This is a genomic window from Streptomyces sp. NPDC001493 (genome assembly GCF_053597235.1).
In genome coordinates this window covers 189,095-203,202 of sequence record NZ_JBSFHV010000013.1, presented here as the reverse complement: position 1 = coordinate 203,202, position 14,108 = coordinate 189,095, and the positions used below count along the sequence as shown (strand labels likewise).

At 73.3% G+C, this 14,108-nt stretch carries 12 protein-coding genes; 6 read left to right on the top strand and 6 right to left on the bottom strand.

What is annotated here, in order from left to right; genetic code table 11:
- Positions 1-29 precede the first annotated feature (29 nt).
- A complete protein-coding gene (locus ACWCWD_RS20260; protein ID WP_450774160.1) occupies positions 30-1,625 on the top strand; it encodes a hypothetical protein in 1,596 nt (531 codons plus the stop codon).
- Positions 1,626-1,693: 68 nt separating this feature from the next.
- Here ACWCWD_RS20260 and ACWCWD_RS20255 read toward each other — a convergent pair whose 3' ends face one another.
- Complete coding sequence (locus tag ACWCWD_RS20255) at positions 1,694-3,193, bottom strand: SCO1417 family MocR-like transcription factor (protein ID WP_450774159.1); 1,500 nt, start codon at positions 3,191-3,193, stop codon at positions 1,694-1,696.
- A 101-nt stretch (positions 3,194-3,294) separates the two neighbouring features.
- On the opposite strand from ACWCWD_RS20255, the gene yczE reads away from it, so the two are divergent.
- The 4 genes from yczE to ACWCWD_RS20235 all read left to right on the top strand — a co-directional run bounded on the left by yczE (position 3,295) and on the right by ACWCWD_RS20235 (position 6,796).
- Complete coding sequence (gene yczE, locus ACWCWD_RS20250) at positions 3,295-3,963, top strand: membrane protein YczE (RefSeq protein ID WP_450774158.1); 669 nt, start codon at positions 3,295-3,297, stop codon at positions 3,961-3,963.
- Complete coding sequence (locus tag ACWCWD_RS20245) at positions 3,960-4,724, top strand: glycerophosphodiester phosphodiesterase (RefSeq protein ID WP_450774157.1); 765 nt, start codon at positions 3,960-3,962, stop codon at positions 4,722-4,724. Before yczE ends, ACWCWD_RS20245 begins: the two co-directional genes overlap by 4 nt.
- 49 nt (positions 4,725-4,773) lie before the next feature.
- Positions 4,774-6,156: an MFS transporter gene (locus ACWCWD_RS20240; protein ID WP_450774156.1), complete on the top strand. Its 1,383-nt coding sequence runs from the start codon at positions 4,774-4,776 to the stop codon at positions 6,154-6,156.
- A 265-nt stretch (positions 6,157-6,421) separates the two neighbouring features.
- Complete coding sequence (locus tag ACWCWD_RS20235) at positions 6,422-6,796, top strand: RNA polymerase-binding protein RbpA (protein WP_007262928.1); 375 nt, start codon at positions 6,422-6,424, stop codon at positions 6,794-6,796.
- A 172-nt stretch (positions 6,797-6,968) separates the two neighbouring features.
- On the opposite strand, the gene fxsA is transcribed toward ACWCWD_RS20235, so the two are convergent.
- The 4 genes from fxsA to ACWCWD_RS20215 all read right to left on the bottom strand — a co-directional run bounded on the left by fxsA (position 6,969) and on the right by ACWCWD_RS20215 (position 11,503).
- Positions 6,969-7,568, bottom strand: a complete 600-nt coding sequence (gene fxsA / locus ACWCWD_RS20230) for an FxsA family membrane protein (protein ID WP_450774155.1) — start codon at positions 7,566-7,568, stop codon at positions 6,969-6,971.
- Between the two features lie 123 nt (positions 7,569-7,691).
- Entirely contained in the window at positions 7,692-8,627 is a 936-nt protein-coding gene (locus tag ACWCWD_RS20225; RefSeq protein ID WP_450774154.1) for a polyprenol monophosphomannose synthase, read from the bottom strand.
- 630 nt (positions 8,628-9,257) lie between these two features.
- Positions 9,258-10,904, bottom strand: a complete 1,647-nt coding sequence (locus ACWCWD_RS20220) for an amidohydrolase (protein WP_450774153.1) — start codon at positions 10,902-10,904, stop codon at positions 9,258-9,260.
- Between the two features lie 158 nt (positions 10,905-11,062).
- Positions 11,063-11,503: an Lrp/AsnC family transcriptional regulator gene (locus ACWCWD_RS20215; RefSeq protein ID WP_327174629.1), complete on the bottom strand. Its 441-nt coding sequence runs from the start codon at positions 11,501-11,503 to the stop codon at positions 11,063-11,065.
- Positions 11,504-11,880: 377 nt separating this feature from the next.
- On the opposite strand from ACWCWD_RS20215, the gene ACWCWD_RS20210 reads away from it, so the two are divergent.
- The gene (locus tag ACWCWD_RS20210) at positions 11,881-12,276 is read left to right on the top strand and encodes a hypothetical protein (protein ID WP_450774152.1); all 396 of its coding nucleotides are present in this window, start codon (positions 11,881-11,883) and stop codon (positions 12,274-12,276) included.
- Between the two features lie 482 nt (positions 12,277-12,758).
- Here the strand turns inward: ACWCWD_RS20210 and ACWCWD_RS20205 are convergent, their stop codons facing one another.
- Complete coding sequence (locus tag ACWCWD_RS20205; protein ID WP_450774151.1) at positions 12,759-13,931, bottom strand: acyl-CoA dehydrogenase family protein; 1,173 nt, start codon at positions 13,929-13,931, stop codon at positions 12,759-12,761.
- Positions 13,932-14,108: the final 177 nt, after the last annotated feature.

Below are 14,108 nucleotides of genomic sequence, written 5' to 3'. Positions count from 1 at the left end.
AACCCACACCCCCCACCCAGGAGACAGACGTGGCCCGGCGACCACTTCCCCGCATTCTGAGCAGCGGCGGCGCTTCGATCACTCGCGGTCGCGAGCTCGCGCGCACGGCCGCCGACAGCGCCACCGACGTCCTCCACCCGCTGATCACGATCACCCGTGGTCTGCGGCTGCTGGCCGTCGCAGGACGGCAGAGATGGGCCGCGACGCCCAAGGACCGGCGCGGTTCCAAGCTGTTCCTCGTCGCGGCCTGCCTGACCGCGGTGGCGCTCATCCCGCACGGGCCGGTGCTGGCCCTGATCGCGGTGATGGGCGCCGCCGCCTGGAAGGGCCGCGACCGGACCCCCGCGAAGACCGGCCCCGGCGAGGCGGAGGAGAGCCGGCTGCGCACCCTGTACGAGGCGCTGGTCCCGTACTTCTCGGTGGCGGACGACCCCGCACCGCTCTTCGCCCACGGCGGCGACTGGGAGCAGTCCTTCGGCGACTACGCCTTCGACGGCGACGGCCGGCTCGTCCGGCTCCGGGTCACCTATCCGGCCTGGTTCACCGACGGCGAGAGCGAGGCCCGGACCCGGATCGAACAGGTGGTGCACGCCAAGTCCGGCCGGGGCCGCGAGTACCACTTCGTGTGGGACGAGGAGGCCAACCAGCTCGCCATGACCGTGCTCGACCCGCTCCCGGCCACGATCGGCGCCCAGCGGTTCGTCACCGCCCCCGGCGAGACCGTCCTCGGCTTCACCGACCCGGGCTCGGTCGGGCGCACGGTACCGGTCCAGGACGGTGACGCGCACCACGACGCCTCCCCCGTCGTCTGGCGGACGGGCCCCCGCTCCGCGGAACCGCATCTGCTCGCCGTCGGGACGCCCGGCAGCGGTACGACGACGCTGCTGCGCTCCATCGCGCTGCAGGCGCTCCGGGACGGCGACGTGCTGGTCGTCGACGGCGGCGGCACCGGCGAGTACGGCTTCCTGGCCGGCCGCGAGGGCGTCCTCACCGTCGAGAGCGGGCTGGCGGGCGCGCTGGCGACGCTCGAATGGGCGGCGCACGAGACGGAACGGCGGCTCATCGACACCAACCGCGAACGCCAGGCAGGACGCCCCGCCTCCGAGACCACCGGGCGGCCCCTCTGGATCCTGCTGGACCGCCCGTCCGTCCTCGGGCACCTGGCGGCGGCGGACGGGCGGCCCGACCCGCGGGACCTCCTCCAGGTGCCGCTGCGGCACGGCCGGGCGGCCGGGGTCACCGTGGTGCTCGCCGACCAGTTCGACGCCGTGGACGGCCTCCCGGACGCCGTACTGGCCCACACCCGGGCCCGTGCCGTCCTCGGTGCCGCCTCGCGCGAGCAGGTGGCGGCCGTCCTCGGCGCCGAGCCGCACACCACGCCCGTGCCCGGGGTGCCCGCCGGACGCGGCTACGCCCGGCTGGGGGCGGGCGAGGTGCTGAGGCTCCAGGTCCCGGCCACTCCCGACCCGTACGACGAGGCCGCAGGCGAGGCCGACCGCACGGCCGTGCTCGCCCTGCTCCCGGAGCGCACCGCCGGGGAGGCCGCGCCCGAGGCTCCGGCGGACGACCCCTTCCGGAAGCGGGACGCGTTCCGCGCGCCGCAGCCGGCGGTCGCGGAGGGCTGACCCGGGCGCGACCGCCGACACGAAGGGCGGGCACGGACCAGGAGGTCCGCGCCCGCCCTTCGCGTGCCTCAGGCCACGAAGGTCCGCGGCGCGTCGGCGCCCGCCCCCGCGCCGGCCCGGACCAGCGCCGTCGCCGCGGCCAGCCGCGCCGCCGCCTCGTCCGCCACCGGCCCGCCCACCGTGAACGGCAGCCGGACGTACCCCTCGAACGCCCCGTCCACCCCGAAGCGCGGCCCGGACGGCACCCGTACACCGACCCGCTCGCCCGCCACCGCCAGGCGCGACCCGGAGAGGCCGCCGGTACGCACCCAGAGGGTCAGGCCCCCGCGCGGCACCTGGAACTCCCAGTCGGGCAGCTCCCGGCGCACCGCGGCGACCAGGGCGTCACGGTTCTCCCGGGCCTGTTCGCGCCGGAGCCCGACCGCGTCGGCCCAGCCGCCGGTGCGCAGCAACCAGTTGATGGCGAGCTGTTCCAGGACGGGTGTCCCCATGTCCGCGTAGGCGCGGGCGGCGACGAGGCTGCGGATGGTGTCGGGCGCCGCCCGGACCCAGCCGATCCGCATACCGGCCCAGAACGCCTTGCTGGCCGATCCCACGGTGATCACCGTGGAGCCGGCCGGGTCGAACGCGCAGACCCTGCGGGGCATCTCCACGTCCTCGTCGAGGGCCAGTTCGTGCATCGTCTCGTCGGCGACCAGGACCGTGCCGGCCGAGCGCGCCGCCTCCACCAGGCCGCGCCGCTGCTGCTCGTCGGCGAGGGCGCCGGTGGGGTTGTGGAAGTCGGCGACGACGTAGGCGAGGCGGGGGGCGGCGTCGCGCAGGACCTGGCGCCAGCGGTTCATGTCCCAGCCGCCGAGCCCGTCCCGCATGGCGACGGGCACCAGCCGGGCGCCCGTCTCCCGCATCAGCTGGAGGATGTTGGCGTAGCTCGGCGACTCGACGGCGATGCGTTCGCCGCGCCCGGCGAAGAGGTGGCAGATGGCGTCGATGGCACCCATCGCGCCGGTGGTCACCATGATCTGCTCCGGCATGGTGGGGATGCCGCTCTCCGTGTAGCGGTCCGCGATCATCCGGCGCAGGGCCGGCAGCCCGGCGGGGTAGTCGCCGTGCGTGTGGGCGTACGGCGGAAGCTCCTCCAGGGCGCCCTGGACGGCCCGGGTCAGCCAGGGTTCCGGGGCCGGCAGCGAGGCGCAGCCCAGGTCGATCATCGAGCCGAGCGCCTCGGGGGGCAGCGGTTCCAGACCCCTGGCCGGCAGCGGGTTGCCCGCGGGGACGGCGGTCCAGCTGCCCGCGCCGCGCCGGGACTCCAGGAAGCCCTCGGCGCGCAGCGCCTCGTAGGCCGCGGCGACGGTGGTGCGGCTGACGGCGAGGGCGAGGGCGAGCTCGCGTTCGGCGGGGAGGCGCGCGGCGACGGGTACCCGGCCCTCCAGCACCAGCAGCCGTACCCCGTCCGCGAGGGCGCGGTAGGCGGGCGGTCTCCGAGCGCCGGGGAGGCTGGGGCGGGAGAGCGGGGCCTGGAGCTGGCGCGCGAGCTGGGCGGCCCCCACGGTCGAAGTCCACTGAGCCATGAAATCAGTCCACCTTCCTCGGATTGGCCATGGCTGGCGGCCAATCTCCCGCCACAGAGTGACACGAGCAAGTCCACCACCATCACACCAGGGGGTACCTCGTGTCCGCCACCGCCGTCCCGCACCACTCCTCTCTCCTCCGCCGACTGGTGCGGCTCTACGCGGGCCTGGTCCTGTACGGCGTGAGTTCGGCGCTGCTGGTCGTCGCCGGGCTGGGGCTGGAGCCCTGGGGCGTGCTGCACCAGGGGATCTCGGAGCTCACCGGCGTCGCCATCGGGACGGTGTCGATCGGGATCGGCGCGATCGTGCTGCTGCTGTGGATTCCGCTGCGGCAGCGCCCGGGGCTGGGCACGGTCTCCAACGTCTTCGTGCTGGGCCTGACGATGGACGCCACCCTGGCGATCGTCCCCGAGGCGCACGGCTGGGTGGTCCGGACCGCGGTGATGCTGGTGGCGGTCGTCCTGAACGGGATGGCGACCGGCCTCTACATCACGGCCCGGTTCGGTCCGGGGCCGCGCGACGGGCTGATGACCGGTCTGCACCGGGTGACCGGCCGGTCGGTGCGCCTGGTGCGCACGGTGATCGAGGTGACCGTCGTGGCGGCCGGGTTCGCGCTCGGGGGCTCGCTCGGGATCGGGACCGTCGTGTACGCGCTGGCGATCGGGCCGCTCGCCCAGTTCTTCCTGCGCCTGTTCGCCACCCCCGGGTCGCCGGGAGCGGCCGGGGCCGTTGCCGGGCAGTCACCGGAGGCGGCCATACTTCCGCAGTGACCTCACGACGCCACCCGTATCTCGACCATCCGTCGACGATCCCGTTCGCCCACCGCGGCGGCGCGGCCGGCGGACTGGAGAACACCGCCGCCGCCTTCCGCCGGGCGGCGGCGGAGGGGTACCGCTATTTCGAGACCGATGTGCACACCACGGCGGACGGCCGGCTCGTCGCGTTCCACGATCCGACCCTGGACCGGGTCACCGACGCCGGGGGCCGGATAGCGGACCTGCCGTGGAGCGAGGTCCGGCGGGCCCGGGTGGACGGCCGCGAACCCCTGCCGCTCTTCGAGGACCTGCTGGAGGAGTTCCCCGGGGCCCGCTGGAACGTCGATGTGAAGGCCGAGTCCTCGCTCGCGCCCCTCCTCGCGCTGATCCGCCGGACGGACGCCTGGGACCGGGTGTGCGTCGGCTCGTTCTCGGAGGCCCGGGTGGCCCGCGCGCAGCGGCTCGGCGGCCCCCGCCTGGCCACGTCGTACGGCGTGCGGGGCGTACTGGCCCTGCGGCTGCGCTCGCTCGGGATCCCGGCGCCGCTGCGCCGGGGCGCGGTGTGCGCGCAGGTACCGGTGAGCCAGGGCGGCATCCGGGTCGTCGACCGCCGTTTCGTCCGTACCGCGCACGCGCTGGGCCTCCAGGTCCACGTCTGGACGATCGACGAGGCGGCCGAGATGACCGCCCTTCTCGACCTGGGCGTGGATGGCATCATGACCGATCACATCGGAACGCTGCGTACGGTGCTGAGCGAGCGCGGGACCTGGTCCTGACGCCGGTCCGGCCGGACACGAACGGAACAGACCGAGCAGGGGGCGCGGGTTGAGCACCGGAACCACAGGAACGGCGGAGCCGACGGAACCGGCCGGGCGGCCGGCGGACCCGGCGGAGGCCGTCGCCCGCAAACGGGAGCAACGGGGCTGGTACTTCTACGACTTCGCGTGTTCGGTCTACTCCACGAGCGTGGTCACCGTCTTCATCGGCCCCTATCTGACCTCGGTGGCGAAGGCGGCCTCCGACTCCGAGGGGTTCGTGCATCCCCTCGGCATACCCGTGCGGGCCGGTTCACTCTTCGCGTACGCGGTCTCCGCGTCGGTGATCCTCGCGGTCGTGCTCATGCCGATCGTGGGTGCGGCGGCGGACCGTTCGGGCCGCAAGAAGCCGCTGCTCGCGGCAGCCGCCTACACGGGCGCGGCGGCCACGACCGGGATGTTCTTCCTGGGTGGCCACCGGTATCTGCTCGGCGCCCTCCTGCTGATCGTGGCCAACGCGGCGATCTCGGTGTCGATGGTGCTGTACAACTCCTACCTGCCGCAGATCGCGGAACCCGACGAGCGGGACGCGGTCTCCTCGCGGGGCTGGGCGTTCGGCTACACCTCGGGCGCGTTCGTCCTCGTGCTCAACCTGATCCTCTACTCCGGGCACGACTCCTTCGGCCTGACCGAGTCGGAGTCGGTGCGCATCTGCCTGGCCTCCGCAGGTCTGTGGTGGGGCGCCTTCACGGTGGTGCCGCTGCGCCGGCTGCGCGACCGCCGGACGGCGCCGGGCGGCGAGGGGGCCGTCGGCTCCGGCTGGCGGCAGCTGCTCGCCACCCTGCGCGACATGCGGCGCCATCCGCTGACGCTCGCGTTCCTGCTGGCGTACCTCATCTACAACGACGGGGTGCAGACCGTCATCTCCCAGGCGTCGGTGTTCGGCTCCGAGGAGCTCGGCCTGGGCCAGACGACGCTGATCACCGCCGTCCTGCTGGTGCAGATCCTGGCGGTGGCGGGCGCGCTCTGGATGGGGCGGCTCGCCCGGGTGTACGGCGCGCAGCGCACGATCCTGGCGTCGCTGGTGGTCTGGACGCTGATCCTGGTCGCCGCCTGGTTCCTGCCGTCCGGGGCGCCGGTCTTCTTCTACGTCCTGGCGGCGGCGATCGGGCTCGTCCTCGGCGGCAGCCAGGCCCTCTCCCGCTCCCTTTTTTCGCATCTGGTCCCGCGCGGCAAGGAAGCCGAGTACTTTTCGGCGTACGAGATGAGCGATCGCGGACTCAGCTGGCTGGGCCCGCTGGTGTTCGGCCTGGCGTACCAGCTGACCGGCAGCTATCGGCAGGCGATCATCTCGCTGGTGGTGTTCTTCGTCATCGGTTCGGTGCTGCTCGCCAGGGTGCCGGTACGGGCCGCCGTGGCCGCCGCGGGCAATCCCGTACCGGAGCGGATTTAGACGTTGAAGTAAAAGGCCGGTAGTGTACGCCTTTGGCCTGCCCGGAAAGACCGTTACTGCGTGTGGATGACGTCAAGCTGTTGGGTGACACATTCGTTCAAAAGTGACAAACCGGGCAGCGGTGGGTATTCAACCCTGATACAGCAGCGGCAAGACGGGCGACGCATGGCCGGCAACGGGAATCTTTACCGCCGAGCGGACGTTGACCGGATGACGACGACAGCGACACCTGTCCTGTGGGCGACAAGCCCGGGAGGCACGATTCATGAGTGAGCGAGCTCTCCGCGGCACGCGACTCGTGGTTACCAGCTACGAGACGGACCGCGGCATCGATCTGGCCCCGCGCCAGGCGGTGGAGTACGCATGCCAGAACGGGCATCGATTTGAGATGCCCTTCTCGGTAGAGGCGGAAATTCCGCCGGAGTGGGAGTGCAAGGCGTGCGGCGCCATGGCACTCCTGGTGGACGGGGATGGCCCCGAGGAGAAGAAGGGCAAGCCTGCGCGTACGCACTGGGACATGCTCATGGAGCGGCGCACCCGCGAGGAGCTGGAGGAGGTGCTGGCCGAGAGGCTGGCGGTCCTGCGCTCCGGTGCCATGAACATCGCCGTGCATCCGCGGGACAGCAGGAAGTCCGCCTGATCCGCGCAAGCACCGAACGGACGGCCGCACCGCATGCGGCCACTACAGCCGCGGGCCGTGACACATCTTCTGTGTCACGGCCCGCGGCTTTGTGCGTGGTGCGTGGTCCGGTAGGTAGCGCGCCCCTCGGCAGGGTGTTCGCGCACCCCCGCCGAGGGGTGGGTGGATGTACTCAGGGGGTCAGCGGGGGCCGGGGGCCGCGCTGACCGTCGTCGCCGCGCGGGGGCGGCTGCGTGCCGTCCTCGCGGATGACCTCGCCCTGGACCACCTTGCCGTCGGGGCGGTGCATACGGGCCTGCTGGAACGCGCCGGAGAGGCTTCCCGGGGCGGCGGCGCTCATCCGGCGCTCCAGGGCCCGCTCGGTGAACCCGCTGAGGGCCTTGCGGACGGGCGGCACCAGGAGCAGGAGACCGGCCAGGTCCGAGAGCATGCCGGGGATCATCAGCAGGATCCCGCCCAGCATGAGGAAGCCGTTGCCCCGGGACGCCGGCTGCGGCTCCGGCGGCTCCGTCCCGCCACCGGGCTGCCCCGGCGCCTGCCGGAGGGTCTCGGTGAGGTTCGAGAAGGCGCGGCGCCCGGCCTTCTTGACCACGGCCGCGCCGCACACGAAGCCCGCCACCAGGAGCAGCAGAACGGTGAACCCGCCGGCCGCGTCGGCCACCAGGATCAGCAGCCAGATCTCCAGCACCAGCCAGGCTGCGATGCCCAGCGGCAGGAATCTGCGGACGCGCGAGCGCCGGGGACGGTTCGGGGGCGGTGTGCCGGTCGTCATGCCCCCAGTGTGCCTGCACGGCGGTACGAGCGGCGCGGGCGGGGGGTCCGGGCCCGGGATGCCCCGGGGATCCTCCGCGCCGGGTTCCACGCCCCGGGCCCGCGCCCCCGGGGCGTGCGCGCGTCAGGAGGGGTCGGCGTCAGGGGCGGTGGCGGCCGGGGCTTCCGGGGCTTCCGGGGCTTCCGGGGCTTCCGGGGTGGCGTCGTCCCGGGTGGCGGCGCTCGGTGCGGCCTCGGCCGGAACATCCTCGGCCGCGGCGGCCGCGTCGGCGCCGGCCGGGCGGGCGGGCTTGCGGCCCAGCACCTTGTCGGTGACCTTGCTGGTCCGGGCGGTGATGCCCCAGCCGGTGACCCGGAACAGCGCCTCGACCAGGATGTCGCGGCTCATCTTGGAGTCGCCGACCTCCCGGTCCACGAAGGTGATCGGCACCTCCACCACGTGGAATCCGGCCTCCACCGCGCGGCGGGCCAGATCGACCTGGAAGCAGTACCCCTGGGAGGCGACCTCGTCCAGGCCGAGCCCCGCGAGGGTGGCGGTACGGAAGGCCCGGTAACCGCCGGTCACGTCGCGTACGTCCAGGCCGAGTGCGAGCCGCGAGTAGAGGCTGCCGCCGCGGGAGATGACCTCCCGGCTCTTGGGCCAGTTCACCACCCGGCCGCCCGGCACCCAGCGCGAGCCGAGGACGAGGTCGGCACCCTTGAGGGCGGTGAGCAGGCGGGGCAGTTCCTCGGGCTGGTGGGAGCCGTCCGCGTCCATCTCGACGAGGACGCCGTAGCCGTGCTCGGCGCCCCAGGCGAATCCGGCCAGATAGGCGGCGCCCAGCCCTTCCTTGCCCTTCCGGTGCAGCACGTGCACGTGGCCGTCCTCGGCCGCGATCTCGTCGACGATCTTGCCGGTGCCGTCGGGGCTGTTGTCGTCGGCGACCAGGATGTCGGCCTCCGGGACGGCGGAACGCACCCGGTCGACGATCGGCTTGATGTTCTCGGCCTCGTTGTAGGTCGGGATGATCACCAGGACTCTGCCGAGCGGGTCGTACCGCCGCTGACCGCCGTCGTTCACTAACTGCCCCTTAAAGGTCCGTACGCAGATGCACACCATATCGACCGTCCGGGACCCGTCGTGCGCCCCGGGCGCACGACGGCGCCCGGACCGCGGGACAGACCCGTGGAAGTGAGGACAGATCAGAGCCGGACCGCGGTGGCTTTCCGGTGAACGCGGGGCGAACCTCCGAAGGGGTCCCGGCCCGCACACCGATCGGGTCCCGTTCCGCACACCGACGGCGGTCCTGCGGATCGGGGCCCGGCGCCCTTCGGGCCGACCTGGCGCCCGCTGGCTGCGAGTCGACCGAAAGCCGTTGTCTACTGGACGTCCGGGCCCCACCCGGGTCGCACCCGCCGACCGGCGAAACCTTCCCTCGCCCCCGAGGCGCGGGCGCTGAACCTGGCTGTCAGTGACGGTGGGCCGGTGCGGCTCACCACCCCGTGACCCAGCGGCGTTCGACGACTGCATGGAGGTTCGACCGGTGGACGTCCTGTGGTGGACCCGGCCGAACCTACCGGCCGGTGACCGCTTTCTGTCAACAACGGCCTGACCAGCGGTCTTGTCTCATATTGCCTGGTCAGCGGCGAAGATCCGCAGGTCGCGTGCGACCGCTCCCCCCATCGATCGGCGGTACGGAAGATCGTCTCATCACTCGTTCGGTCGTACGTAGACAGTCTGTCCACCCACGACGGTGCTCAGGCAGACCGGGAGATCGGCCTCCGGAGAGAGATCGGGCAGGCCAGGGGTGCCGGAGCGAGGATCGGTCGACCACCGGGCGACCCGGTCGTCGGGCGCCTGGACGACCAGTTCCGAGGTACGCCAGATCGCGTAGTCGGCCGGAGCTCCGGGTACCAGGATTCCCGCGTCGTCGCGGCCCGCGGCGCGCCAGCCGCCCCGGGTGTGGGCGGTGAATCCGGCGCGTACGGAGATCCGGTGCTCCGGGTTCCGGTGGAAGGCGGCGGCCCGCACGGTGCCCCACGGGTCGAGCGGGGTGACCGGGCTGTCCGAGCCGAAGGCGAGCGGTACGCCCGCGCGCAGCAGGGCCGCGTAGGGGTTGAGCGTGGCGGCGCGCTCGGCGCCCAGGCGCCGGGCGTACATGCCGTCCTCGCCGCCCCAGGCCGCGTCGAAGGCGGGCTGCACGGAGGCGGTGAGGCCGAGTTCGGCGAAGGCGGCGATCGTCTGCGGGGTGAGCATCTCCGCATGCTCGACGCGGTGGCGCGCGGCCCGGACGCGGGCCAGGCCGACCCGCTCGGCGGCGGCGCGGATGCCGTCCACGACGGCGGTGATCGCGGCGTCGCCGATGGCGTGGAACCCGGCCTGGAGCCCCGCCTCGGTGCAGGCCGCGACGTGGGTGGCGATCCGCGCGGCGTCCAGGTGGGCGGAGCCGGTGTGCGGGGCGTCGGCGTACGGCTCGTGCAGGCAGGCGGTGTGCGAGCCCAGCGAACCGTCGGCGAAGAGGTCGCCGGCAGCGCCGAGGGCGCCGAGCTCGCGGATGCGCGCGGCCCCCTTCTCGTCCTCGACGTGCTCGGCCCAGAGCCCGAGGACCCGGGGGCCGGGCTCGGCGCCGGCCAGGGCCAGCAGCGAGGTGAAGTCGTCCTCGTCGGAGATGTCGGGGCCGCCGCACTCGTGGACCGTACCGATGCCGAGCGAGGCGGCGTGGCGCAGGGCCGCGCGCTGGGCTTCGGCCCGCTGCGGCACGGTCACGGAGGCGTACGCGGCGGCGCGTACCGCGTGGTGGGCGTCGCCGGTCAGCGGGCCGTCGGCGCGGTAGCCGGACATCGCCGTGACCCCCGGGACGCGGTCCAGGAGAGCCGTGGTGACGACCGCGGAGTGCACGTCGATGCGGGTCAGATAGAGGGCCCTGCCGCCTGCCGCCTCGTCCAGCTCACGGCGCGACGGGGGCTGCCGCTCGGGCCAGCGGGCGGCGTCCCAGCCATGGCCGAGCAGGACCGCGTCGGCGGGCCGGCCGTCGGCGAAGGCGCGGACGAGGTCCAGCGCCTCCGAGAGGCCGCGGGCGCCCGACAGGTCGAGCCCGGTGAGCGCGAGACCGGTGGAGGTGGTGTGCACGTGGGCGTCGGTGAAGGCGGGCGTGACCAGGGCGCCTTCCAGGTCGACGACCTCGTCGGCCGCGCCCGCGAACGCGTCGGCGGCCCCCTCGGAGCCCACCCAGGCGACATGCCCCCGTTCGACGACCATCGCGGTGGCGAACGGGTCGGCGGGGCTGTGGACGTCTCCACCGCGCAGCAGCACGGTGCGGTGTTCGGGGGCGCTTCGACGGGCGGTGCTCTGGGTCATGGGACCAGTCTCCCGCGTCCCCCCGCGGCACCGGTCCGCGCCCCTCCCGTAAACGGCGCACCGCAGGAGCCGGCGCGCGCCCGGCGCGGACCGGCGCGGACCGGTCGGATGCGCGGGGCCTGGCCTCGTACGGGGCGGATCGTTGGGCCGGACACGCTTCAGATGCGCGGGGGCCGTGCCTCGTACGGGGTGGACAGGACGACGGTGGTCCGGGTGGAGACCCCGGCCAGCGAGCGGATGCGGGTGAGGAGGTGCTCCAGCTCCAGCGGCGTGGCGACCCGCACCTTCAGGATGTAGTTCTCGTCCCCGGCGACGCTGTGGCAGGCCTCCAGCTCGGGCACGCCGGTGAGCCGCTCGGCGATGTCGTCCGGGGCGCTGGGGTCGAACGGTTTCACCGAGATGAACGCGGTGAGGGGCAGGCCGACGGCCTCGGGGTCGACGACCGCGGCGTAACCCCGGATCACCCCGCGCTGCTCCAGCCTGCGGACACGCTGATGAACGGCCGATGTGGACAGGCCCGTGGCCTTGCCCAGGTCGGTGTAGCTCATCCGCCCGTCCTTGACGAGCAACTCCACGATCTGACGGTCCAGCTCCTCCATGCGGTCAACCTATTGCCCAGGGTCCTGTCCGCAAAGTCCCGCGACACGCCCGGCGGGACCAGGACGGGGTGCCCGGTGCGCGCGGACGCGGGGCGGAGGACCGCATCCGCATGGGACATGTGTGGATATGTACGGGTAATCGACGCTCGGGCGCGCCGGGTTCAGCGGGCTGGGCGTGACTTTGCGGACACGGCACCGGCCGCTCCGGGGGCGGCCCGGAGAAGGCCGGGAGGCCCCTTGTGGACCCTGTGTGACCAAGGCCACATGTTTACCGCCTGTTGTCGACCCCGGTGGCGGTTACGTCGGAGTCACGGAGGGAAGTGCTTGCTGTGGTCGAGGCCACAGTGCCTCACCGGCCCACTGAGGGGGGACTTCCCATGCAGAGCCTGAAGCTCACCGGTCACAGCGAACCGGAGCCCGTCGATACGGACGAGGACAGCGTGTCCGACGCGTACGACACCTTTGAGATGTACCGGGTCTTCTGCCCGGACTGCGAGCAGCCGATCGCGCTCCTCGCCGACGAGGACGTGTTCCCCGAGCACGCACTCTGCCCGACCCCCTGGAACCCGTTCGTGCTCACCGTCTGCGCCGGCACGGGCCGCGACGCGGCCGAGGCCGAGCCCGCCGACGAAACGCTGGAGGTGCAGGAGCAGGAGACCGCGCTGCTGCTGACGCTCCCCCAGGGGCTCGACTGGCGCATGCAGCCGTTCTCGCACGCCGGGGGCCCCGGCTCCCGCCCGATGCGCATGCCGCAGATGCGCCGCGCCGCCTGAGTTCCCGGGTCCGCCGATCCCGTACCCCGCGCACCGCGACGGCGCCGCCGGCGTGGTGCGGGTACCGGTCCACGAACCGGCTCGAACATCCGCGCGCATCTTTCGTACGGTGACCCGGCGCCGCCCCGGACGTTGGTCCGGTATGACCATCCCGGACACCGCGGCGGGCCCCGGTCGTCGCCGTCTCGTCGCACCGCCATCCGAAGAATCGGTTACCCGGCCCACGGCACCGCTGCGCCCGGAGCCGGTGCCCCGCGTGGCCGCGGGACGCCCCGGCACGGGCGCTCCCCCGGCGGGGACGCGTCGCGGGGTCTTACCGCCCGAGGTCGGGACCCCGCCCGCCACGCCGCCCTCCGATCCCCCCATCTACGTCGCGCTGCTTCGCGACTGGGAGGGATCCGGGCGCACCCTGCCGGGCGGTCACGACCAGGAGTGGACCCGGATCGTGACCACGCCGGTGTGGTCGGGGCTGCCCCAGCGGATCAGTGCGATTCGGGGCCGGCGAGGTGGCGGGCGATGACCATCCGCTGGATCTGGTTGGTGCCCTCCACGATCTGGAGCACCTTGGCCTCCCGCATGAGGCGTTCGACGGGGAAGTCACGGGTGTAGCCGTAGCCGCCCAGTACCTGCACGGCGTCGATGGTGACGCGCATGGCCGCGTCCGTGCAGAACAGTTTCGCCATGGCGGCCTGCCGGGAGAAGGGCTGTCCCGCGTCGCGGAGCCGGGCGGCCTCCAGGTAGAGCGCCCGGCCGGCCTCGATCTGGGTGGCCATGTCGGCGAGCAGGAAGCGCAGTCCCTGGAAGTCCGCGATCGGACGCCCGAACTGCCGCCGGTCCGTGGCGTATCCGACAGCCTCGTCCAGTGCGGCCTGGGCGACGCCGACCGCGCAGGCCGCGATGCCCAGGCGGCCGGAGTCGAGCGCGGAGAGTGCGATCGCGAAGCCCTGGCCCTCCTCGCCGATCCGGCGGCCGTCCGGGACCCGTACGCCGTCGAAGTTGAGCTGGGCGGTGGGCGATCCCTTCATGCCCATCTTCCGCTCGGGGGCGGCCGCGTTCAGCCCTTCCGCGTCGCCGGGGACCAGGAAGGCGGTGATGCCCCTGGGGCCGTCGACGCCGGTGCGGGCCAGCACCGTGCAGAAGTCGGCGATGCCGCCGTGGGTGATCCACGCCTTGGTGCCGGTGAGGACCCAGTCGTCGCCGTCCTTCACGGCCCTGGTGTGCAGCGAGGCGGCGTCGGAGCCGGACGCGGGCTCGGAGAGGCAGTAGGCACCCAGGAGTCCGCCGGAGAGCATCGCGGGCAGGTGCGCCTTCCTCTGCTCCTCGGTGCCGAACCCGGCGAGCGCGTGGCAGGCGAGCGAGTGGACGCTGACGCCGAGTCCCACGGTCAGCCGGGCGGCGGCCAGTTCCTCCAGGACCTGGAGGTAGACCTCGTAGGGCTGATCGCCGCCGCCGAAATCGGAGTCGTACGGCAGACCCAGCAGGCCCGATTCGGACAGGAGGGAGAAGAGCTCGCGCGGGAAATGGCCCGACTCCTCCTCGTCCGCCGCCCGGGGCGCGATCTCGTTGGCGACAATGTCGCGGACCAGCGTGAGCAGTTGCCGGGATTCCTCGGTGGGCAGACGGCGTTCCACCTGCTGCGGGGCTCGGTCGGGCATGACGGCGCTCTCCTCCCTGTCGGGCGTGACGGCGGACGGGCCCGGGGTGGGGAGCCGCGTCGCCGAGTGGTCCGGGCGGGGCCCGGCACAAGCGGTGCGTGCCCAGCCGATCCTGCCCTTCCGGATCGCGGAAGATGCCGGTCAGCGGCTGCGGCGCGTCGAGTATGCCCGATCGGG